This is a genomic window from Ruminococcus bromii (genome assembly GCF_928721825.1).
GTDB lineage: Bacteria > Bacillota > Clostridia > Oscillospirales > Acutalibacteraceae > Ruminococcoides > Ruminococcoides bromii.
On the sequence record NZ_CAKMVP010000003.1, the window covers coordinates 1,719,660 to 1,740,975 of the forward strand.

General features: G+C 39.3%; 25 protein-coding genes. 17 read left to right on the forward strand and 8 right to left on the reverse strand.

Going from position 1 to position 21,316, the window contains the following annotated elements:
- Nucleotides 1-50: 50 nt before the first annotated feature.
- The 8 genes from QDI94_RS08540 to QDI94_RS08575 all read left to right on the forward strand — a co-directional run bounded on the left by QDI94_RS08540 (nucleotide 51) and on the right by QDI94_RS08575 (nucleotide 7,721).
- Entirely contained in the window at nucleotides 51-452 is a 402-nt protein-coding gene (locus QDI94_RS08540) for an MmcQ/YjbR family DNA-binding protein (RefSeq protein WP_278868309.1), read from the forward strand.
- A 175-nt stretch (nucleotides 453-627) separates the two neighbouring features.
- Nucleotides 628-1,149, forward strand: coding sequence for a hypothetical protein (locus QDI94_RS08545; RefSeq protein WP_278868310.1), 522 nt, complete (start codon nucleotides 628-630; stop codon nucleotides 1,147-1,149).
- 9 nt (nucleotides 1,150-1,158) lie between these two features.
- Nucleotides 1,159-2,151, forward strand: coding sequence for a tRNA dihydrouridine synthase DusB (gene dusB / locus QDI94_RS08550; protein WP_278868311.1), 993 nt, complete (start codon nucleotides 1,159-1,161; stop codon nucleotides 2,149-2,151).
- Between the two features lie 58 nt (nucleotides 2,152-2,209).
- Nucleotides 2,210-3,466 (forward strand): serine hydroxymethyltransferase, encoded by a 1,257-nt coding sequence (gene glyA, locus QDI94_RS08555; protein WP_278868312.1) that lies wholly within the window; start codon nucleotides 2,210-2,212, stop codon nucleotides 3,464-3,466.
- A gap of 935 nt (nucleotides 3,467-4,401) precedes the next feature.
- On the forward strand, nucleotides 4,402-4,569 hold the full coding sequence (locus QDI94_RS08560) for a hypothetical protein (RefSeq protein ID WP_278868313.1): 168 nt from the start codon (nucleotides 4,402-4,404) through the stop codon (nucleotides 4,567-4,569).
- Between the two features lie 2 nt (nucleotides 4,570-4,571).
- Nucleotides 4,572-4,922, forward strand: coding sequence for a TnpV protein (locus QDI94_RS08565; RefSeq protein WP_278868314.1), 351 nt, complete (start codon nucleotides 4,572-4,574; stop codon nucleotides 4,920-4,922).
- A 221-nt stretch (nucleotides 4,923-5,143) separates the two neighbouring features.
- Nucleotides 5,144-6,616 carry a hypothetical protein gene (locus tag QDI94_RS08570; protein WP_278868315.1) on the forward strand — a complete coding sequence of 491 codons (1,473 nt, stop codon included), beginning with the start codon at nucleotides 5,144-5,146 and terminating at the stop codon, nucleotides 6,614-6,616.
- Nucleotides 6,606-7,721 carry a hypothetical protein gene (locus tag QDI94_RS08575; protein WP_278868316.1) on the forward strand — a complete coding sequence of 372 codons (1,116 nt, stop codon included), beginning with the start codon at nucleotides 6,606-6,608 and terminating at the stop codon, nucleotides 7,719-7,721. Before QDI94_RS08570 ends, QDI94_RS08575 begins: the two co-directional genes overlap by 11 nt.
- 69 nt (nucleotides 7,722-7,790) lie before the next feature.
- On the opposite strand, the gene QDI94_RS09865 is transcribed toward QDI94_RS08575, so the two are convergent.
- On the reverse strand, nucleotides 7,791-8,030 hold the full coding sequence (locus QDI94_RS09865) for a helix-turn-helix domain-containing protein (RefSeq protein ID WP_341460967.1): 240 nt from the start codon (nucleotides 8,028-8,030) through the stop codon (nucleotides 7,791-7,793).
- A gap of 93 nt (nucleotides 8,031-8,123) precedes the next feature.
- Entirely contained in the window at nucleotides 8,124-8,591 is a 468-nt protein-coding gene (locus QDI94_RS08580; protein ID WP_101029712.1) for a hypothetical protein, read from the reverse strand.
- A 126-nt stretch (nucleotides 8,592-8,717) separates the two neighbouring features.
- Here QDI94_RS08580 and QDI94_RS08585 point away from each other — a divergent pair, with 126 nt between their 5' ends.
- The gene (locus tag QDI94_RS08585) at nucleotides 8,718-8,960 is read left to right on the forward strand and encodes a helix-turn-helix domain-containing protein (RefSeq protein WP_278868317.1); all 243 of its coding nucleotides are present in this window, start codon (nucleotides 8,718-8,720) and stop codon (nucleotides 8,958-8,960) included.
- Between the two features lie 46 nt (nucleotides 8,961-9,006).
- Here the strand turns inward: QDI94_RS08585 and QDI94_RS08590 are convergent, their stop codons facing one another.
- The 4 genes from QDI94_RS08590 to QDI94_RS08605 are packed head-to-tail and all read right to left on the reverse strand — an operon-like array spanning nucleotide 9,007 to nucleotide 13,489.
- Nucleotides 9,007-9,804, reverse strand: coding sequence for a hypothetical protein (locus QDI94_RS08590; protein ID WP_278868318.1), 798 nt, complete (start codon nucleotides 9,802-9,804; stop codon nucleotides 9,007-9,009).
- Between the two features lie 10 nt (nucleotides 9,805-9,814).
- A complete protein-coding gene (locus QDI94_RS08595) occupies nucleotides 9,815-11,290 on the reverse strand; it encodes a restriction endonuclease subunit S domain-containing protein (protein WP_278868319.1) in 1,476 nt (491 codons plus the stop codon).
- Complete coding sequence (locus tag QDI94_RS08600; RefSeq protein WP_278868320.1) at nucleotides 11,284-13,305, reverse strand: N-6 DNA methylase; 2,022 nt, start codon at nucleotides 13,303-13,305, stop codon at nucleotides 11,284-11,286. The genes QDI94_RS08595 and QDI94_RS08600 overlap by 7 nt, the downstream gene beginning before the upstream one ends.
- Before the next feature lies 1 nt (nucleotide 13,306).
- Nucleotides 13,307-13,489, reverse strand: coding sequence for a hypothetical protein (locus QDI94_RS08605; protein ID WP_278868322.1), 183 nt, complete (start codon nucleotides 13,487-13,489; stop codon nucleotides 13,307-13,309).
- A gap of 832 nt (nucleotides 13,490-14,321) precedes the next feature.
- On the opposite strand from QDI94_RS08605, the gene QDI94_RS08610 reads away from it, so the two are divergent.
- From QDI94_RS08610 to QDI94_RS08645, 8 genes are all read left to right on the forward strand, one after another.
- Nucleotides 14,322-14,702 (forward strand): cysteine-rich VLP domain-containing protein, encoded by a 381-nt coding sequence (locus tag QDI94_RS08610; protein WP_278868324.1) that lies wholly within the window; start codon nucleotides 14,322-14,324, stop codon nucleotides 14,700-14,702.
- 109 nt (nucleotides 14,703-14,811) lie between these two features.
- The gene (locus tag QDI94_RS08615; protein ID WP_278868326.1) at nucleotides 14,812-15,129 is read left to right on the forward strand and encodes a hypothetical protein; all 318 of its coding nucleotides are present in this window, start codon (nucleotides 14,812-14,814) and stop codon (nucleotides 15,127-15,129) included.
- Nucleotides 15,113-15,454 (forward strand): hypothetical protein, encoded by a 342-nt coding sequence (locus tag QDI94_RS08620; RefSeq protein ID WP_278868328.1) that lies wholly within the window; start codon nucleotides 15,113-15,115, stop codon nucleotides 15,452-15,454. Before QDI94_RS08615 ends, QDI94_RS08620 begins: the two co-directional genes overlap by 17 nt.
- A gap of 191 nt (nucleotides 15,455-15,645) precedes the next feature.
- Nucleotides 15,646-15,987, forward strand: a complete 342-nt coding sequence (locus tag QDI94_RS08625) for a hypothetical protein (RefSeq protein ID WP_278868330.1) — start codon at nucleotides 15,646-15,648, stop codon at nucleotides 15,985-15,987.
- Between the two features lie 17 nt (nucleotides 15,988-16,004).
- The gene (locus QDI94_RS08630; RefSeq protein ID WP_278868332.1) at nucleotides 16,005-16,859 is read left to right on the forward strand and encodes a ParB/RepB/Spo0J family partition protein; all 855 of its coding nucleotides are present in this window, start codon (nucleotides 16,005-16,007) and stop codon (nucleotides 16,857-16,859) included.
- A gap of 6 nt (nucleotides 16,860-16,865) precedes the next feature.
- Nucleotides 16,866-17,057 carry a helix-turn-helix domain-containing protein gene (locus QDI94_RS08635; protein ID WP_278868334.1) on the forward strand — a complete coding sequence of 64 codons (192 nt, stop codon included), beginning with the start codon at nucleotides 16,866-16,868 and terminating at the stop codon, nucleotides 17,055-17,057.
- An 89-nt stretch (nucleotides 17,058-17,146) separates the two neighbouring features.
- Nucleotides 17,147-17,341, forward strand: coding sequence for a helix-turn-helix domain-containing protein (locus QDI94_RS08640; protein WP_278868335.1), 195 nt, complete (start codon nucleotides 17,147-17,149; stop codon nucleotides 17,339-17,341).
- A gap of 32 nt (nucleotides 17,342-17,373) precedes the next feature.
- Nucleotides 17,374-18,543, forward strand: a complete 1,170-nt coding sequence (locus tag QDI94_RS08645) for a tyrosine-type recombinase/integrase (protein WP_278868337.1) — start codon at nucleotides 17,374-17,376, stop codon at nucleotides 18,541-18,543.
- Nucleotides 18,544-18,849: 306 nt separating this feature from the next.
- Here the strand turns inward: QDI94_RS08645 and QDI94_RS08650 are convergent, their stop codons facing one another.
- Nucleotides 18,850-18,975, reverse strand: coding sequence for a hypothetical protein (locus QDI94_RS08650; protein ID WP_278868339.1), 126 nt, complete (start codon nucleotides 18,973-18,975; stop codon nucleotides 18,850-18,852).
- Between the two features lie 558 nt (nucleotides 18,976-19,533).
- Nucleotides 19,534-21,225: a sigma-70 family RNA polymerase sigma factor gene (locus tag QDI94_RS08655; RefSeq protein ID WP_278868341.1), complete on the reverse strand. Its 1,692-nt coding sequence runs from the start codon at nucleotides 21,223-21,225 to the stop codon at nucleotides 19,534-19,536.
- Between the last annotated feature and the right edge of the window lie 91 nt (nucleotides 21,226-21,316).

Here is a 21,316-nt window from a genome sequence, read left to right on the forward strand (position 1 = left end):
AATGCAGGAATATATTTTACTTATCAAGAAAAAACAGGAGTTAAGGCTTAATGGCATACGATGATAATTCTATTAACAGAGATGTAATTTTAAACTATGCCCTTAGCACATACGGAACAGAACCCGAATATCCGTGGGAGAACAGTCCCGATAATGCGGTTCTGCGGAATATGATGTCGGGCAAATGGTACGCAATAGTTATGCGTGTCAAAAGGCAGATTTTAGGGCTTGACGGTGAGGGCTTTATTGATGTGATGAATGTCAAGTGCGACCCGATTCTTGTCGGCTCACTCAGATTAAAAAACGGATTTCTGCCTGCCTATCATATGAACAAGGACAAGTGGATAAGTATTTTGCTTGACGGCTCTGTGAGCAAGGAAGAAATCTTTCCGCTGATTGACGAAAGCTACAGCCTTGTTATGCCAAAGGCTAAAAAACGCTCAAAAATTTGACATAATAATCAAGTCGGAAAATCGGTTTTGCAATCGGTTTTCCGACTTTTTGTTGTTTGAGCATTAAATGTGTGCAGAAAAATTGTCTGAAATCTTGCAATGAACGCTTGCTTTTGCTATAATCGTAGTATATGTATGAAAATGTGTGCCACGCAAAACGAACGGGGTATTAAATATGAAGTCAGATTTTAAGAAAATTTTTAGGAAAAGAATACTTCCGACCTTGCTTGCGGTTCTTGCACTGTCGGTTTGTTCAATAACAGCCTTTGCGGTAGGAGAGGACGATCCGCAGGTTCCCGACTCACAGCCAGAGCCTGTTGTGACGGAGTATGTTCCCGATGAAACCGAACCGCAATACACAGAGCCGATTTATACCGAGCCTGTGTATACCGAAGCGCCTACGACCGAGTATGTTGCGCCCGAAACGGAAGAACCCACAACTGAGTATGTTCAGCCTGAAACAACAGAAGCTCCGGTACAGGAAGAAACGCAGTATCAGAATCAGTATGTTGAAACTCAGGCGACCGATTCAACGGAATTTCAGGCGCCGACAATCGCAAAAACAGTCAGCGAAAAAAAGTATTCCACAAGCTACACGGCGGGAATTGTTTCGTGGATTTGCGTAGGTCTTGGGATAGTTGTAATTGCGGTTGTGATGATCAGCACAAAAGTCGGTGCAAGAAAAAGAATAAGGTAACAGCATTAAATGTGTAAAAATAAAAATATGAACAATCTCAACATCGGCGGCGTTTCGCTGAAATCCCACGCAGTTCTTGCTCCTATGGCAGGTGTAAGCGACAGGGCTTACCGTGAGCTTTGCGTAAGATTCGGTGCGGCATACTGCGTAAGCGAAATGGTCAGCTCAAAGGCGCTTTCTTTCAACAGTAAAAAGAGCGAGGAGCTGATGGAAATTTCAGACTTGGAGCGTCCTTGCGGAATTCAGATTTTCGGTGATGACCCGAAATGTATGGCTAATGCCGCAAAGCACGCACTTGAAAACAAACCCGATATAATTGACATCAATATGGGATGCCCCGCTCCGAAGATAAGCTCAAACGGCAGCGGAAGTGCATTGATGAAAAATCCTTGGCTTTGCGGAGAAATCGTCAAGGCTGTGACAGCCGTTACCGACACCCCCGTAACCGTAAAAATCCGCAAGGGTTGGGACGATGACAGCGTAAATGCCGTTGAAGTTGCAAAAATCTGCGAATCGGCAGGTGCGGCGGCAATCACCGTTCACGGCAGAACAAGACAGCAGTATTACAAGCCTCCCGTTGATTACGGTATCATAAGGGCTGTAAGAGAATCCGTCAGCGTTCCAGTAATAGCAAACGGCGACATCGACAGTGCCGAAAAGGCAAAGGAGGTTATGGACATCACGAGCTGTGACCTTGTTATGATCGGCAGGGCAACGCTCGGGAATCCGTGGATTTTCTCGCAGATTAACGCATACCTTGAAAACCCGAATGTTAAAATTCACACTCCCGACCTTGAAGAAAGGCTCGGTGTAATGATTGAACATATCGGCAAAATGGTTGAATACAAGGGTGAGCATATGGCAATGCTTCAGGCAAGAAAGCTTGTAGTCGGCTATTTCAAGGGCATAAAGGGTGCGGCAGCTTTGAGAAACGAAGCAGGAAAAATTAAAACGCTTGATGATTTGTACGAATTAAGGCAAAAAGCCCTTTCGTTGCAATGACATAAATTTAAACAGGATACACAGTATTCTAAAATAAAAATATAAGGGGAATGTAACAATGAGTGAAAAAACAAATATCGCTACTCTTGATTACCTCAACGAGTACGATCCCGCAATCGGTAACGCAATGACAGACGAGCTTAAAAGACAGCGCAGAAACCTTGAACTTATCGCAAGTGAAAACATCGTTTCTCCGGCAGTTATGGCTGCAATGGGCAGCCTGCTCACAAACAAATATGCCGAGGGTTATCCGGGAAAGAGATACTACGGCGGTTGTCAGTGCGTTGATGTAGTTGAAGAAATTGCCCGTCAGCGTGCGTGTGAGCTTTTTGGTGCCGAACATGCAAATGTTCAGCCTCACTCAGGCGCTCAGGCTAACACAGCGGTATATTTTGCAATGCTTAATCCCGGTGATACGGTAATGGGTATGAACCTTAACGAAGGCGGTCACCTTACACACGGTTCACCTGTTAATATTTCAGGTAAATACTTCAATTTTGTTCCATACGGTGTTGATCCCGTAACGCACAGAATTGATTATGATAAGGTTCTTGAAATTGCAAAGGAATGCAAGCCTAAGATGATTGTTGCAGGTGCGTCTGCTTACCCAAGAATCATCGATTTTGCAAAGCTCCGTGAGATTGCCGACGCAGTAGGTGCATATCTTATGGTTGATATGGCTCACATCGCAGGTCTTGTTGCCGCAGGTGTTCATCCGAACCCTGTTCCGTATTGTGAGTTCGTTACAACAACAACACACAAAACTCTCCGTGGTCCTCGCGGCGGTCTTATCCTCTGCCGTGAAGAATTTGCAAAGCAGATTGACAAGGCTATCTTCCCCGGTACACAGGGCGGTCCTCTTATGCACATCATCGCCGCAAAGGCTGTTTGCTTCGGCGAGGCATTAAAGCCTGAGTTCAAGGAGTACGGCAAAAAGATTGTTTCTAACTGTAAGGCTCTTGCAGACGGACTTCTCAAAAGAGGCAACAAGCTTGTTTCAGGCGGTACGGACAACCACGTTCTTCTTATGGATCTCCGTGACACAGATGTAACCGGCAAGGAGCTTGAGGCTCGTCTTGACGATTGCTACATCACAGTAAATAAGAACACAATTCCGGGCGAACCCCGTTCACCGTTCGTAACAAGCGGTGTAAGAATCGGTACTGCCGCTGTTACTACAAGAGGTCTTAACGAGGAAGATATGGACAAGATTGCCGAGTACATCACCCTCGTTCTTAACGACTATGAAAACAGCAAGGAAAAGGTTAGAGCAGGCGTTGAAGAAATCTGCAAAAAATATCCGCTCTACGAGTAATTTTTTTCAATAGCGCAGTAATACCGTAACCGTTTTTCTGCGGATTTTAATAAAAATTATGTGGCTGTGAAAAAAACAGCCTTACAAAAACAGGAAGGCACATAACCGAGAACGATGACGGTTATGTGCCTTTTGCACGGATTTTATTATGCTAAAGCATATGAGTATAAAATTCCCCCATCACGGAAAAATGTGGGATAATCAAAAATAAATATTGAAAAAGAGCATAGGAAGCTCCAAAATTGTATTTGAAGAAACAAACAATGGAGGAGAGAAACCTATGCTCTCTTTAGATGATATCAAAGTTGAATTTGAAAATCAAGGATTTAAAGGAACACATATAGGAATCAGCCCTAATAAAGATAAAAGCGTACTGTTTCTGGAGAGCTTAAGATCAACGCAGACAGTCCGGTGCCCTTATTGCGGAGGCAGTGTATGCATTTATGAAAACGGACATCTGCGTTGTAAATAGATGTGACCCAATTTGTGCAAAAAAGCAGTTCTATGGTACAGCGTTTTTGTCCGCCTTTGTCAAGAAAAGTGCGTAAGTTTTAAAAATCATAAATTGAACTCCTAATCATAAATAATATTACAATAATTCAGTAGGCGAAATTTAAATTATACTCAATTTCCTATGTTTTATAAGCCATAATATATTGCTACACTATAAATGTATCAAAAAACGGCTTAAACGCAGTGTTTAAGCCGTTTTTGATTGGCAGGGGCAGAAGGACTTGAAGCGGAATGGGGATTTAATCAAATGTTATTTAATCACCCACACTGTTATATAGTTTTATATTCTGTTTTTGGATTGGAAATCAGATACCCCTGCATAACAGTTTAAATGATAATGTAAAATCATTTTGGTATAATTTTGGTAGAAAAATGGTAGAAGAATTGCCCGCTGAATTTTTTCTGAAACCGGAGTTTGAATTATGAGAGATAAATATCATATTTACCTCACATCAGAGGAACGCAGAGCCGTTATCAACAGCCTGATTGATTTGAGAAACGATCTCATTTCACGAGGTAAGTACACCGACATCATAGATGAACTCATAATCAAGTTCACTAAAGCTAAAATCAAGATTAAGGAGGTCTAATAATGGAGATTACATATACACGTCAAGGAGATTATTTGCTGCCGAACTTAACACTGCCCGAACAGGATAAGCGACCAATCGGTTTGTGGGGACAACAACGCCTTCGCTATATCAAACGAAGCCGCCCGATTCTTTACACCAACCTGCTCACAAAATGTAAACTGAATGAATATCTTGCCGACATTGATGAACAGGCGCAGAAGATGTACGACGAGCTTGTAAAGGCTTTCGCAAAAGAGGAAAGCTGCACCGAACAGTTAAAAGCCACCAATCAAATACGATGGGTACGCAAGATGAACAATGTCACTCAAAGAGCGAGAGAAGTCGTCAATGCAGAAATAATCTATAACTAACACGAAGGCTGATGTAGTTCTTAATTGAATTACATCAGCTTTTCTATATGCCAATACCGTATAACATTATAGCCTAATGTTGTGTCGGTAAAAGGATAAATTATCTTTCCATAGAAAAGATGATTAAAAGATAACAAACGTATTGAAAGACGTTTTGAATTAACGTATAATACTTTATATATTGGCACTTGATAATTTTATATAATAAGGTCTTGCATATTATGAATGATAACAATACTATAGATAAAGCAAAAGATATATACGTAGAAATGGATTTATCCGTGGATGATAATAAATATGATTTTTTGTCAAGAATATTTGATGCTTTATCGAATGCAGAAATGGAATTACAGGAGACCAAAAGATTTATTTCTGAAACTATAGAAACAGTCAATAATTTGACTCCTGAATGTGATAAGCTTGATTACGCATTGGCAGCATCGAGCGGCGTGATTTGTGGCGTTATCGACGTGTTTCTGGTAGGAAAACCGGGTGAGTCCCCACTTGGCAATATTACTGACAAATGGATTGAAAATAGAACAAGGGATTTTGCTAAATTGTGTGGTTGGGATTCTAAAGATAATTCTTCTGCTTCATCAGCAATAAAGTTCCTTGAGAAGAAGTTTAAGATACCATATGATCAAAGGGGTGCTGGTGATGCGGCAAGTGAAATATTTAATCTAAGCCCGAGAAACCATCACTTTAAGTCATTAGCTCATAATCCGAGTTTATTAGGATTGTTTTTTTCAATTCTTGATCAATTTGCTAACACATCCCATTTTGTTTCGGAAGGACAATTGATTTCATTACAAGAAGCAGACGGAAATTTTGAATTGCGTGGTAATAGCAATATTAGCAAGTTGTTTTGCGGATTTGCTAATTGGATGGGACATTTATTATCTGATATATCAGGTTCCTCCGGAAGCAAAGGCAGGGGAATGGGAATACCCTCACCGTTATGGTGTTGGACAAATGATATAATTGCAATCAAAACAAAACTGAAAATTCCTGTCTCAGAATTTGATAAGTCAGTCAACGATCTTGCTTTGCAAATATACGAAAAAGGATTTGATTCACGTTTTCAAACTACACAAGGAATTCCAGTGCTTATAAATGAATTGATGGTGCGCTTAATGTATTCAATTCGCAGATTTGTTAAGTATATTTCGACCACTAAAGCAGAAGAACGATCTTTTTCGCTTCTTTGGAAAACTTGTGAACCGTTTTCGAATGTGACGGTAAAACGAATGCTGACAGTTGCACACGGAACATTTTGTCTAATAGATGCAGGTGATGCCGTGATTCGTGGAGTTATCACAGGTGGCGGCTATTTTAATGTGGTAGAGTTTTTCCTTCGATTAAATATTGTTGGAATTGGTCGTCTTACTATTTCTTTATATGGTGAAATGACAAGAACAATAAAGAAATCAGGTTTGGAAAACGAAGCATATCTGTTAGAAAGAAAAGCTGAAATAATTAATTATTATATTGACGGATTAAAGCTTTTATCGGAAATATATGATGATAGTAGTTTGCTAAGCTTCGTTGATGATTTTGAGTATAGTGATTTATATATGCAAGCATTTGAAAAGTCTGTCAAGTTAGCAAAAAAGAGAAATGTGCCGGATGGTGAGATTTTAAAAACAAAAGAAGATATTGATAATTATTTTATGGTGATGAAAGATGAAGAATAAGAGAAAACAGTCAAAACTAGAACTTGCGCAACAAACAACTGAAGAGGCTATTAAAAAAACTAATGAACGGATAGATGAGTTAGGAAAATACACTAATAACTTGTATATTGAGTTGAGTGGTATTCAAGAGGCATTTGATAGAATAAGAAATGTTCCTTCGGATAAAAAGTTAGAATATGATGAACTCAAAAAGATTAGACTAAATTGGAAGCAGCAGGCTGAAAAAATCGAAAAGGATTATAATGCAGCTCAGGTAAAACAAGCCAGTGTAGGTGTAGCCGGTGCAGGACTCGGTGTTGCAGTTGTTGCATTGGGACCTACAGCTGCTATGGGAGTAGCAACAACATTTGGTGTAGCTTCTACAGGAACAGCTATTTCATCTTTGAGTGGCGCCGCAGCAACGAATGCAGCTTTAGCTTGGCTAGGCGGTGGCGCTATTGCAGCAGGTGGTGGCGGAATGGCTGCCGGTGAAGCAATTTTAGCTTTAGCAGGACCAATTGGATGGGCAATAGCTGCTGCATCGCTTGTTGCAAGCGGATTGTTAATTTGGAAAAGGGTAGTTGACAAAAATCATTTAAATGATATTTTTACACTGATTAGCGAGCGAGATACCAAATCATTTGATTTAGCTATTGTTGAGATAAACGAGAGAATTGTTCGTATAGATGATGAAACAGGAAAATTACATAAAGCAACTGATAGAATCAATTCTTTTGGCTTGGATTATAATAATATGACAGAAGCACAACAGTATGAGTTGGGCGCATATGTTAATTTAATGTCGTCAGCAACTCAATTGTTGGTTAACCCAATTATAGGAATACAGGCAAAATATACGGAAGAAGATTATAATGCATATCTTTCTTGGAGAGAAAAACCACTGAAAGAATCAAAAGATGATAATACTAAAAAACTGGTAGTATGTCTTTGCAATTTGTTATATAAAATTGATCTAAATGAGAGAGATAAAAAACTGTTAAGGAAGTCAATCAAAAAGAATAAAGATTGGCTGAAACAACTAGATATTAAAAAGAAGGATGTCAAATCTGATTTAATTGATGTTGTTATGGATGCGTTGAATCACAAATACGATATATGTGAGTGATTAATTTAGCTGATGCAGTCCGTATTGGATTACATCAGCTTTTTGCTTATCAGAATAGCAAAGCATATCTCATTTGTCTATTACTTCAATCAAAATACTTTTGCCAAGTGCATCAAATATTCTTATCAAAGTATCAATCGAAATATTTTGACGTCCGCTTTCAATTCGACAGATATTTGATCGGTGTATACCGGTGAGTTTAGCCAATTGCGTTTGAGAAAGCCCTTTTTCGAGCCTTATTTCAACTATATTTGATATTATCGCTTGACGCTTTTTAACAACATCATCACTTACTTTGATATAAATCACCTCACTGATTTATTATCATATATGATAACAGCATAATGGTTAAACACAAACTTTCTTCATACAGAAATACAAAACTGTAACCGAAAAGTAGAATCATTCAAAAAGATTGACGATATTTGAACTTGACTTTTTTGCGTATCGAAGCGTTTGATAAGCACCGCCGCTCTTATGCGTAACGCAGAAAACGCACAAATCGGAACGGTCAACCATTGCTCTGTTTCGGATTTGAATAGCAGATTTCGGGTGAGCATTAGCGGATTGCTCGCAGACCTCAACAGAATCGTAGTAGTTATCATAGCATTTCCTGTTCTTGATATAATCCGATTTCAGATAAGGCATAACCCAAGTGACAGAGCAGTTGGCTGTATCCAAGTGCTTTCTGCAACGTCGAATTGCAGAGGTAACAAGTTGGTCAAACTCGCCGTCACGTCCGACGAGAAATTCGACATATTCGTGTTCATTAAGCAACTTATCTATTAGCCGTTCAATCCTTTGTTCAACTATCCTAAAATCATCTATCTGACGATGCCCGAAAAAGCAAACCGTATAAACTGAAAACATAATAATCTCCTTTGTGGGATATATCGTAAATTATAACACATAATCTTTATAATTGCGATATATCCCACACGATTTATCGCACATTTTTGTAGAATTGAATTACGATAAATCGCAAAGGAGAAGGCTATGAGAACAAAAGAAGCTGTTGCGCAGCGCATTTTGGAGCTGTGCCGTGAGAGAAACATTGCTGTCAATGCCCTTGCAAATATTTCAGGCGTTTCGCCGTCAACCATCTACAGTATGCTCAACCAAAAGAGCCAGAATCCGGGCGTGGTGTCGATCAAGAAACTCTGCGACGGTTTTGAAATCACCGTTCGACAATTCTTTGACAGTCCGCTGTTTGATGAAACTGAACAAGAGATAAAATGAAATGAGCGTGTAAGCAGGAGTTGATTCTGCTTACACGCTTGTTGTGTTATTTTAACTTTTTCAATGGGGCTAATAATACTTCATAAGCATATCTATATACATTTTGGGAAAGAGCATCCGGAGTAAAATCGCCGTGTGCAAGGCAACAGCGAAGCATATACAATACGGTAATGATAGCTCTGCTTATCTCTTCAATATCTTTAATAAAATCATAATTGCCTATTTTTATAACATTTGAGTTGTTTGGGTTAGGATGTATGCATAAGACATTTTTCCTATGATAAGGAATTAACTGTCTGTAGCAACTAAGAACAGTTTGTTTTTGTGTAAAGGTTAATGAATTATAAGATGATTGTTGTGATAATTCCTTTTCATCAAAGCCTACTTGTTCATATCGAAACACTTCACTCTGATCTGACAATTTTTGAATAATAGTTATTAGTTTTCCGTGCTCTCTCTTACATACATAGTGATAAGTATAGTAATCAAACTGGTGCAGATTATTAGTGTTCTTTATTGGCACTTCTGCAAATGAGATAATCTGAGCTACACCAAAGTATTCTTGAGAAGTTATCGAAGACGCCAATAATGATTCGTGTAGTTTGGCTAAGCTACTTTTAAATGAATCACTTTCTGTGCCGGTATTAGCCAAAAGATTATTTATGTATGTCTTAAAGCGGTTGGTGTGTTCAATGATATACTCAATACATTTTCTATCAGTACCCAATGGGATTTCACCGCTGAAATTATACCAGGCATTAAATGCTATCCAAGCCTTCATAAATGCTGAATAGTAATCAACTTTTATATCTGCTTGTTCGATCCAATCTTTATAGCCGGGCATTTTATACACCTCACTTTGCAAAAATCACTTCATTGTCCATTATATCAAGAGCTTGCTGTTCTAATTTGTAAGCTTTATAGCGTTTCTGATTCGCTTCCAGAGCAAAATCATTGATTTGTTTTTGTACATCTTTGTTTTTGAGCAAAGGAATAGCAATTTGACTAACGTGGTTATTATCTATTTCGTCTACTACAGAGCCATATGTAAATCGTCTAATTAAAACATTTCCGTAATCAGATGATAGAAAGATATTAAGATATCCTGCAATATTTAAATCAGCAGGCACAACTCTGATAATATGCTGATTTGCAGTCCAATTTTCCCAATGCTTTCCAACAAGCGCAACCTTGCCAATGGTACCGCTACAAGTTATGAGTGTCATATTCTCGTGTAATTCCAACTGTTTGGAAATACGATCGCCGTGATGAGTTAATGACAGGTATTTCTTGTTAGTTGGATCCAACTCCCATAACTGTTTTCCGCCAATAAACACTCTACCAAATCCCTCATCAACATAAACTCTTTTGAATCTGCCCGGAAGAATAATATCAGAACTAATTCGTTCATCACCAACTGTTGTAACTTCTTCGGCATATTTGCGTAGATGATTAACAATCGCATCCACGATAGGTAAGTGATAAGAAGCGTCTACACGACCGGCTAAATTACTCAGTTTAACGTTAAATGCATTTACGTTTGCAGAATTTTTTATATTATTTTGTTTAAACTCGCTTATAGATGGCAACTTCAATTCATCAATAAGTAAGGCTGTCGCTTGGTCAATTAATTCGTTTGATTCATCACGCAATTTGAAAGATTCGACAATAAGATTATGTATTCTTTCTTTGATTTCCTTTGGTGCATCAGGCACAGGTACCATTGTCAGATGCGCTGGTTCTATTTGCTGAATAACAGCTCCGTAAATATTTGAGCAAACTAATTTTTTGCCAATTTTAGTTTTTAGAAATGTATATACATAACCAGAATTATCTGTACATTCCAAACGAATTGCATGCTCACTAACAAGAAATTTTGAAAGTGTCTTATTTACAAAAGTCACATTGCCTATTGTTCCAGAACGGGATAACAGAACGGTTCCCTCTTTGACATGCAAGTCGTGAACTTTTTCTCCATCAACCATAAATTTTACAGGTCTTGGATATATGTCCAACATTTCAGAACTACTGATAAATCCTATGCTGTTCTCGTGTTCAGGTGTTACATAGTTCCTTTTTAATCTACTGCCGTAATGTGCTTTGTTGACAATTCCTTGATCTCCGTATAATGGTACCGTTTTATATTTGCCATTATTAATCAGTGCTAATGCTTGTATTGCCTCTACATCGAAAACACTTGCTTCAAGACGTTTACCACGAAAAATAACATCAGACAAAGACACTGAACACCATTTCAATGGTATATCATTTGTTTCAACGTCAATAGTATTTTCATTATCTAATTTGTGTGCCAAATTACTGTTTACCACGCTATACCCTCCTGTTGCTTCCATTTTGCGAAAATCTCGGGAACATCAGGTGTTTGGTCATCCTCAACTTTCTTTTTTTGCTGATGAGAGACAGTTTTATCGCCTTCGCTGGTTTCACCTAAAACCAAAACACTGTTTGTATCGGGAACGAGTATTTCATTACCTTCCGGATCACGCTTGAAAATAGGATTACCACGTTTATCGTGACCAACCTTTTCAACCATAGCCATAAATATATTGTAGTCAGCCATTGTCCCGCTTGTTTCTTCCGTTTGCTTTTGTTCTTCTGTTTTCTTTTGCAGGAACAACACAGAAGTCTGTGTGCCGTTACGAGGCTGAAAAGTATCAACGTGAAGATCGACACTGGCAACGATTCGATGATTTTTAATCAGCCACTCTCTGATGTAGCCTAATCCCGGTGAACCGAGAATCGAATCAGGCAAAACAATACCCATTCTTCCGCCAGGGACAAGCAACTGAGTACAACGTTCAATGAACAGGATTTCAGGAGGGACAGACGATTGCAAACGTTCTGTCATCGTCCATTTGTTATTTGCTTTATCATTATCCCAAATGTGCGCTAATTCAAATTGCTCAAGTACATTTTTGTCTTTAACCGGAATTTTGCTTCCAAAGGGCGGGTTAGTTACGATTACGTTGAAAAATTCCAAGGTGGTGTGGTTTCTTATATCAGATTTCTTTACACCAAGCGCTTCTGCAAGTTTTGTTTTGAAGTCATCGCTCCACTCGTGAGGCGGTAATAAAGAGTTGGTTTGCAAAATATTACCGCTTCCATCGTTATTCATAACCATATTCATTTTGGTAGCTTTTACAAGATCGGGATTTATGTCAAAGCCAAAGAAATTGGTAGCAGCCATTTCCGATATTCTATCTTGAAAAGCTCTGACAGAATCGCTATCCCAATCTTTTCTTTCACATCCAATATCCTTAGAGAAATCTTTTTCAAGCTGTGCTATAACGTGTGTCATAGCGGTTACAAGAAATCCGCCGGTTCCGCAGGAGCTGTCCAAAACCTTCTCATCAATTTGGGGATTAATCATTTCCACAACCATTTTCATAACATTTCTCGGCGTGAAAAATTCTCCTCGATCACCTCGAAGATTAGCGCCTACAATTTCTTCATAGGCTTTTCCTTTGATATCAATGTTAGTATTTAATAAACTATATTTTTGAAGTTCGCTAACAATATAAGCAAGACTACGGGGAGAGAGCTTTATTTCATCATTGGCATCGAAAATCTTTCCGTGTTTTCTCTTGACTCTTTCAAAAATCTTGGAAATTCGTTTTCTAACCGTAAGCTGACCATCAGGATTGGAACGTTCTTCGGAGGTGGTATAAAACTCCAACGGCTTAGGAATATTACGCTCATCTTCTATTTTGCAGAAAATAACCTTTAATAGCTCAAAAAAGGCAGGCTGCTTTTGCAAGCCGTCATTGACGTGAATATGGTTATGGCAGGTTTTAAACACAAAAAGAAGATTATCATCATAGGCGTTCTTCAGCGAAGACCTTTTAGGACGGTTAATGTCATCCAGATTGCCGTCGGCAGAAGGAATGTCATTGTAATCCATAAAAGCAAGATTGCCTTTATCATCAACATATTTGTGAAAAACTTCTTTTTGCTTTCCGTTAGTCCACATACCCCATTCGCAATTAGGACAAGCTGACATATAGGATTTCAATTGTTCAACGCCGTCTTTTGCATTACGAGCGTCAACTGTTTCTTTCTTACACTCGATGATTAGCTTAATATTATTTTGAGTTTGCTCAATATCTGAATTATCAAAAATAACAATATCAGCACGAGGTTTTCTTGAACCCAGTTGCAAAGTGTACTCAATTCGGATTTGTTTAGGAGAATACTTGTGCTCATTAACAAGACGCTTTTCAATTGTCTGTCTAACGTACTCCTCCGGTGTGTCATTGCGGAATTTTCCGTCAACATAGTCACAAATCTTTCCTTCCGGAATTACAATAACTTTTGTTTCAGGCATATTATTTTCCTCCTAAAATTTTTTCAATCATTTTTTCATAAGCTGATTTATCGGTCAAATAAGCTTTGGCAGCTTCGTTAAAAAAGTCAACAAGCTTTCGATCGTTTAAAGCCAGTGTCCCTTTTAACTTACTGTGCATTTCAGGTGTAAGACGGACTTGTACCTGTTTTGTTTTTTCATCCACTGACTTCACCTCAACTTGATATCAAAATATCTTGATATAATGATATCATTTTAATGCTGATTATTCAATTTCAAACAGAGACTTTTTTTGTAACAATGAATACAATTTCGTAAAATCTTTTATGAATTAATCGTCTGCTTTTCAGCAGGCGTTATTTTTTGCAAAAAATTTTTGAAACAGACTTAAAATTCGACCTCTCCCATTGGGTATAAGTGGATGGGGTAATAATCAACTTGTTGTAATTCACAAAAACCAAGAACCGGTTTTATGCAAGTCTACAAAACATTTAGTGCTACCCTGAAAAACACGCCTTCCCACTCCATACATAATGGAGGGCATTGAAAAATTCTTAAAAACGGTTGCAAAAAGTGTTTTCCCATTCCCTTATATATGGAGGACAAAAACAAAACTGAATAATCAACAAAACCGAAGAGCCCTTTTTGTAAAAGAAGCAGATTTTCAAAAAACTTTTTGAAAAGGCTTATAATTTCCCTGATTTTTTTGCGTATAGGGTGAAGGGATATTTAGAAAGGATGTGATACCCGCCGAAACAAACCTACAACTGAATAGCTGCCAAGCGAAGGATAAATCGCCACGACCTCTACGGAGCGAGCGCAGCCGGAAGGCTGACGGCACAGCGTCGAGCAGGATTGCCTGTCAGGAAAGTACGCTTTGGCAGTGCTGACACACAACATACAGTTTGATGTCACGCTTTTCAGCTCTCATAAGCCGCTCAAAATGCGACCTCTGAGCGACAAAACGCACGAAGGAGAGTAATTATATTTCCCATCGCATTTTCAGACTTATTAAGCGTGACAGGAAAGGAGGTCAAATGCTCATTGAAATTAAGGCAGGACAGTTTCGGAAGGTCAGCCGCTTGGTCAGGCGGGAGTGCTGCAACTGTATGGACGGCAACTGTCTGTTGCTCGACGACGGAGAAACGCATACCTGTGTGCAGCTGATTTCCAAGTATCACATCTTCTGCAACCATTTCAAGAATGCTGTGCTTCCTCTCGACAAGGAACTGTATCGGGGGCTGATCTGCGGCAACGACTACAAGCGCTGTCAGAGCTGCGGCTCACGCTTTTATTCCAAGGCTCGCAACAAACGCTATTGCGATCATTGCGCCGAACGAATCAAGCGGCAGAAGTCAGCCGAACGCAAGCGCCGTCAGCGTGAACGACAGAAGCAGCTCCTATATATAAATAACTAAATAGACAAATAAAAAAATAACTAACCGAAAAAGAAGAAGTTTACCTTAACACACCTACCTATATAGGCGGCGAATTTATCTTTTTTCGGAAAGTGGAAAGGAGAACCAAATGAACGACAACGCAAAGGTTTTTTCGTTGGTTGAGATGAGAGAAATGATGATCGACACCTCGAACTATCAGATGATGGAGGAGGTCGGAGAGTTCACCGGAACGCTTGAAATGAAAGCGCAGGGACACAAGAAATCCATTCGCATTTTTCTCACGCTCGACGACGGAAGGAAAATCATCACACCGATTTTCTGGTGGCAGACTTACCTCGGATTTTACTATATGCCAATCGGTACGAAGCTCCGACTTTTTTATTCGGAAAGTAGTCTGAACAAAATCTATCTGGAGAAGGTGGAAGTCATTGGACAGGAACAATGAAGCTAAGTTGAAAGCGGATTTGATTGTAGCCGAAGCCTTGCAAAAACCTGACAGTGAAGGCTATCCGAAGTTGACCGAGGAGCATCCTTTTTTCGGAAGGTTGAGATATTTTATGGCTGACAAGTCACATTGGCTCGGAACGGCTACAGACCTGCTTTACGCTATGAACGATACCGCTACACCGCCAAATACAGTTACGAAGCTGCTTAACAAATATAGTATCGACTTGTATTTCAGTGACGGTATTGATGTATGTTTCAGACGGACGAACCGAAAGAGAATCATCGAGCTCTATCGTTATCGGCGCAGTGAAAAACGAGAATAGCGTGACAGATTTGTTGACAGTTCAAGAATGCATGACAAATCTTAGCAAGCAGTGTGTTTGTACTCCCAAACACGCAAGCTTCGGTAACTGTGCACAGTCTTAGCAAGCATACTGTTTTTACTCCCAACGGAGCAAAAGCAGTGCAGCTTGTTAGGGAGAACCCTAATACCCCAAACAGGAAGGAGAAAGAAATGAGCAACAGAATCAAAAAGCAATTTTGGTTTACACCGGAGGAAGAAACTGAATTCAGAAGAAAGGTTGTATTGACAGGCTTACCGCAGTCAAGCGTCATCCGAATGTTAATCAAAGGCTATGAGCCGAGAGAGCGACCGGATAACAGATTCTTTCAGGCGATAAACTCACTAAACGAAATGATCCACACAGCACAAAAGCTTTTGGAAAGGTCGTACCAACTCGGTGTTGTTGACAAGGATACCGTCGTCGAGCGTGAAATAAAACGCTGGGCGTATTTTATCAGCAATATTGAGAGCGAGTTTTTACGACCAGAGAAAAGTCCGATCAAGTGGAAGTAGAGAAAGGAGAACACTTATTGAAATATCAAACAACAGAGGATGTTCAAAGCATTCCCATCAAAGAAATACAGCCATTCCGAAATCATCCGTTTACCGTGGCGGACAATGAGGATATGGCAAAGATTGTCGAGAGCATCGGCAAGGTCGGAACGATAACGCCGCTGCTCGCCAGACCGCTGCCGGACGGCGGTTATGAACTAATTTCAGGTCACCGCCGCTTGGAAGCGTGCCGCAAGCTCGGACTTGATACTATCCCGGTAATCGTCAGAGAAATGACGGACGATGAAGCGGTGATCGCTATGGTTGACGCTAACCTACAGCGTGAGCATATCCTGCCGAGCGAGAAGGCTTTTGCCTATAAGATGAAGCTCGAAGCTATGAAACATCAAGGTAAAACTTCGTCCCAAGTTGGGACAAAGTTGAGAACAGATGAATTAATCGCAAGAGAGAGTGGCGAAAGCCGAAATCAAATCCAGCGCTACATACGATTAACAAATCTTATTCCGCAGCTATTGAAAATGGTTGACGAGGAACGTATTGCATTCAGCGTAGGCGTAGAGCTGTCATATCTCGATGAATATGAGCAGCAGGATTTGCTTGAAGCGATAGAGCTGGAGGACAAAACGCCCTCGCTATCACAGGCTATCCAAATGAAAAAGCTTTCGCAATCAGGCAGACTTGACAGCGAAACAATCGAGAAGATTATCTCAGAGGACAAACCCAATCAGCGAGAGAAAATCAGCTTTCAGTATGACGAGCTGAGTAAATATTTTCCAAAATGCAGTCCGCAGGAAGTTCAACGGCGAATGATGAAGCTGGCGCAAGCCGATTATCAGCGTCGTGTCCGAAACAGAAACAGGAAAGCGAGGTGATTATGAATGGCTGACAACATATATGAAATGTTTACCGAATACGATGATGTGGTATCGGTTGATGATGTATCAAAAATGCTGCATCTCAGTAAGGTTACAGTCTATGACTTGCTGAAGTCGGGTAGAATCCATACCTTAAAAGTCGGTAAAAGATATATCATTCCAAAGAAAAGCATTATTGATTTTCTTACCGCTTAGTGCTTTTTAGTTCGCACATTTGATAGTTGATAGCTCGTTGTGATATTCTGTTATCACAGCGGGCTTTCAACCAATAAGAAAGGTGTAAAATGAGTAAAGAAATATTTGCTGAGTACGATGAGATTTTATCCATTGAAGATGTAATGGAGATATTGCATATCGGGAAGAATTCAGTATACTCTCTCTTGAAAAGCAACGAAATCCGGAATATCAGGGTGGGAAAAAGATATATCGTACCGAAACAAAGCGTTATAAATTTTATAGCTGCTATTACGGAAAACTAAATCAAAAATCTAAAGAAAGGACAAATAAAAAATTGGATGGAAGCTTAGTTATAAAAGGCAATTACTACTACGCTAAATTTCGTGTAGACGGCAAACAGAAAATGATTGCCACCAAGATACCCGTCAAGGGTAACAACAAGCGCCGTGCGGATCAGAAAATGCGGGAGATTGTTGCAGCCTATCAGGGATTAAATCTCGAATGCGACAATGCACTTTTTACCGACTTTCTCAACAAGTGGCTGAAAAGCATTGAGGGCATTATAAAGCTCTCAACGTGGGAAACCTACGACAAAACCGTCAACGGCAAAATCAAGCCGTATTTTGAGCCGAAGCACTACAGATTCAGGGATATGAAGCCTGAATCCTTTACCGAATACTTTGTGTTTCTCTCTCAACACGGCAAGTCAAACGGCAAGGGCGGTTTAGGATATAAAACGGTCAAGAATATCCGTGGCGTGCTGTCATCGGCGTATGAGTACGCCGTCGAGAACAACTACGTCAAGGAGAATCCAGTGTCGAGAAGCCGTATGCCGTCATTTCCGCACAGCATCAAGAAGGACGTTCCCGAATACAACGCACATCAAGTCAGGAAGCTCCTGCTTTATGCAAAGGAACACGAGAGTCACATCTACATATTCCTGCTTTTAGCCCTTTATACAGGGCTGAGAAAGGGCGAATTGCTCGCCTTAACGTGGGAGGATATAGACTTTGACAAAAAGCTCCTGAACGTCAACAAGAGCAGAACAGGCAGCCGCAAGAACGTGACAATGCAAACTACAACGCCAAAGACAAAGAGCAGTAACCGCAAAATTCCGATAAACGATTTTGTGATCGGAGAGCTGAAAGCCGAAAAGCAAAGGCAAGAAGAATACTCCAAACTGCTTGGCAACGGCTACGACAGAAGCCACGACTTCATTGTGCGCACCGTTCTCGGAAAGCCGTATGTCAATCTCAGTGCAATCAATAGAGTTGTAAATCGTCTGACCGAAAACGCCGGCTTGCCGCATTGTACGATTCACGGCTTTCGTCACTCTGTGGCGAGTATCCTCGACGATAACGGCGTACCGATTCAGGACATTTCCGTTTTGCTCGGACACGAAAGCGTAAACAGCACCGAGAGAATATATATCAACCGCCGCAAGACCGCAAAGGAGGCGACGATTAACACTCTCGACAGCGCCATAAATTTGAACATCGCATAAAGATGGTATAATTTTTGGTAGAATTAAAAGAGAAAAGGCTTCGGAAATCGCTTTCCGAAGCCAAAAATGAGTGGCAGGGGCAGAAGGACTTGAACCCTCGGCACGCGGTTTTGGAGCAGTCGAAGCAAGATGTTATTACTGATTATTACTGATTTTTTAGTGTTATTTAACATATCATATTTGCTTTATAGAACAATAATTTGTACAAAATAACATTAAATAACACATAGTAACACTAACCGAAAGAAGAAATTTCGGATAATTTTTAGAAAATTTTTAGAAAGATTTTAGAGAACGCAACATCTATCAACTTATTGCTTTTGATAATACCCTTATGTATTTATTATAGTCAGGGTGCTTTACCGCTTCCTCAGCTGGTAGGTGAAAAATATTTTTTAAATCCTCATCACCTACAAAACTGTATATTGTCATCTTAATACTTCCTTTCTATTTTAAATATGATTGCTTTTCTATTAAAAAGTGTACCACATATAAATCACAACCAGTAAACCTACTACTACTGAACAGATAAATAGTAGTACTCCAATATCCATATACTCTACAACCTTTCTATTTTTAAATAAGTAATTATTTTTACACTATTAATACCCTTGGTTTTCCATTTTACAAATTACTGAAATACATAAATAGCAATAAACATTAACACCATAGCTACTAAGGAAGAAATAATTACCAAGATACCTAAAAAGCTATTCCTACCATAAGTTATACTATATAAATGATTCTCATATGTCGCTACCAAAGCTACAATAAAAAACATTACAAGGAAAATATATAAAATTATCATAAGTACAACCACACCTTTACTTTTATTTCTATTATATTTTACCATATATTATAATTAAATTGAATACTTTCTTTAGTATAATATTTATTTTTAGCAAAGAAAAAGAGGGTTCATAAAGAACCCTCTCTTCCCAATAATTATTTTAAGGATTTATACTTGCTGTCGAATTAATACCAACACGCTTAATTGATAAGAACTTTCTTATCCCAGTGATCATTTTCAGATACTTCCTCGTCGTAAGCTGGAGAGATTGTTTCAGTCCAAGCTGGAGTAATAACTTCGTCATAAGCGTCTTTCCAATGACCGTCTTCTACTGTTTTTGTGCCTACCTGAACCTGCTGTTTTTCAGCGTGATATGAGCCTCTGCCACCATTTTCTCTTACTTCCCAAAGAAGATGGGTCTTTCTCTGGTTAGCATCTACTAACTGTTGACCGCAATCATTGCAAACATCTACCCAATCATAATCATACACTGGTTCCTCGTGAGTACCTGTTACAATCCACTCTTTATCGTGATGTTTTGTCACTGCAGGGTGATATTTTGTCACAGCATCGTGATGCTTATAGTACTTGTATTTCGGAGCCTCAGTCGCTGTAGTATTTGACGCTGGCTTATTATTTGAAGAGTTGCTCGGCTTGGACGCTGGCTTCTGGTTGTTACTTGAAGAACTGCTATCATTCTTGGTGTTTGAAGAAGTGTTGTCTTTCTTTGATGTATTTGACTTGGTATCTTCTTTCTTTTCGGTGTTACCCTTGTTGCTGTTGTTTTTGTTAGATACCGTAGTTTTTACATCGTTAACCTTAACTGTAACTGTCTTACCGTCGTCGGTTTTTACTTCTACTTTGCCGTCTTTTACTTCGACTTTCTTACCATTCTTATCAGTGATGTTGCCGTCTTTGTCGACCTTGATTTCACCCTTGTCTACCAAATCTTTAACTGCCTTTGGTACTGTAGTCTTAGGTACAGTTGTTGGAACAGTTGATGTCTGTACGGTTGAAGATATTACTGACGGTTCTGTCGGTTCTTTCTCAGCGTTACAGCCTGCAAGAATGCTTATGCCGACTGCTGATATGCCTGCAAGTATTGTAGCACCGCAGACAACGGCAATTACCTTTGTTTTTACTGTCGCAGTTGCTGTTGCCTTTACGATAGATGAAACTGTTGACTTTGCACCTGTTGCAATGCCTTTTGTTGCAGAGGTTGCAAGTGTCTGTCCGTTCGGGAGCTTGATTGTAATGTTCGGTACTGCAAGGCTCTTTGCTTCTTCCTTGAAAATAGTTGTAAAGAAAGGTACAACAACAACGCCGTGAAGCTTGTCACCGCTCTTTTTTTCGTAATCTTCAATTGCGGTTTTCATCTTTGCCCTTGAAGAGTTAAGGCGAGATTTTACCGTTCCCTCTGAAATTTCAAGTCCCTGTGCAATTTCAGAAATTGACATTTCATCAAAATAAAACATTAAAACAGTCTGATACTGATTGAATGAAAGTGTGTCTTCCATAATCTGTAAAAGTACTTTTCTTTTTTCGGTTTTGGTTATGTACTCCTCGGGGAGCATTAACTCATCTGTTTCTGCTTCTGTAATCAGAACTTCATCATCTATCTGATATTCCACCTTTCCTTTCAATTTGTTTTTGCATTTGTTTACAGTTATTGATATAATCCAACCGCAAAATTTTTCTTCATCTTTGAGTGTATCAAGTTTTAAGAATGCGGTGATGTAGGTTTCCTGCATTATGTCTTTTGCGTTTTCTTCATCTTTGAGCAAAGAAAGGCAGTTGTACCACACATCATTATGTGTAAGCTCATACAGCTTATCAAATGCTTTTTTATTGCCGTTTTTAGCACTCAATACAAGCTCTTTGATTGTTTTCATAATATTTCCTCCTTTATAATTTTTTTGCGTTTCTATATATTAGACAATTGAAATGTCAAAAAGGTTCATTTTTTCGAGAGATTTTTTGAAA

Coding starts and splice junctions, on each gene's coding strand:
- QDI94_RS08545 (WP_278868310.1), top strand. CDS start 628: ATGAAGTCAGATTTTAAGAAAATTTTTAGGAAAAGAATACTTCCGACC.
- QDI94_RS08570 (WP_278868315.1), top strand. CDS start 5,144: ATGAATGATAACAATACTATAGATAAAGCAAAAGATATATACGTAGAA.
- QDI94_RS08615 (WP_278868326.1), top strand. CDS start 14,812: ATGAACGACAACGCAAAGGTTTTTTCGTTGGTTGAGATGAGAGAAATG.
- QDI94_RS08650 (WP_278868339.1), bottom strand. CDS start 18,975: ATGACAATATACAGTTTTGTAGGTGATGAGGATTTAAAAAATATTTTT.
- QDI94_RS08600 (WP_278868320.1), bottom strand. CDS start 13,305: ATGCCTGAAACAAAAGTTATTGTAATTCCGGAAGGAAAGATTTGTGAC.
- QDI94_RS08540 (WP_278868309.1), top strand. CDS start 51: ATGGCATACGATGATAATTCTATTAACAGAGATGTAATTTTAAACTAT.
- QDI94_RS08625 (WP_278868330.1), top strand. CDS start 15,646: ATGAGCAACAGAATCAAAAAGCAATTTTGGTTTACACCGGAGGAAGAA.
- QDI94_RS08580 (WP_101029712.1), bottom strand. CDS start 8,591: ATGTTTTCAGTTTATACGGTTTGCTTTTTCGGGCATCGTCAGATAGAT.
- glyA (WP_278868312.1), top strand. CDS start 2,210: ATGAGTGAAAAAACAAATATCGCTACTCTTGATTACCTCAACGAGTAC.
- dusB (WP_278868311.1), top strand. CDS start 1,159: ATGTGTAAAAATAAAAATATGAACAATCTCAACATCGGCGGCGTTTCG.
- QDI94_RS08610 (WP_278868324.1), top strand. CDS start 14,322: ATGCTCATTGAAATTAAGGCAGGACAGTTTCGGAAGGTCAGCCGCTTG.
- QDI94_RS08560 (WP_278868313.1), top strand. CDS start 4,402: ATGAGAGATAAATATCATATTTACCTCACATCAGAGGAACGCAGAGCC.
- QDI94_RS08590 (WP_278868318.1), bottom strand. CDS start 9,804: ATGCCCGGCTATAAAGATTGGATCGAACAAGCAGATATAAAAGTTGAT.
- QDI94_RS08635 (WP_278868334.1), top strand. CDS start 16,866: ATGGCTGACAACATATATGAAATGTTTACCGAATACGATGATGTGGTA.
- QDI94_RS08655 (WP_278868341.1), bottom strand. CDS start 21,225: ATGAAAACAATCAAAGAGCTTGTATTGAGTGCTAAAAACGGCAATAAA.
- QDI94_RS08640 (WP_278868335.1), top strand. CDS start 17,147: ATGAGTAAAGAAATATTTGCTGAGTACGATGAGATTTTATCCATTGAA.
- QDI94_RS08585 (WP_278868317.1), top strand. CDS start 8,718: ATGAGAACAAAAGAAGCTGTTGCGCAGCGCATTTTGGAGCTGTGCCGT.
- QDI94_RS08575 (WP_278868316.1), top strand. CDS start 6,606: ATGAAGAATAAGAGAAAACAGTCAAAACTAGAACTTGCGCAACAAACA.
- QDI94_RS08565 (WP_278868314.1), top strand. CDS start 4,572: ATGGAGATTACATATACACGTCAAGGAGATTATTTGCTGCCGAACTTA.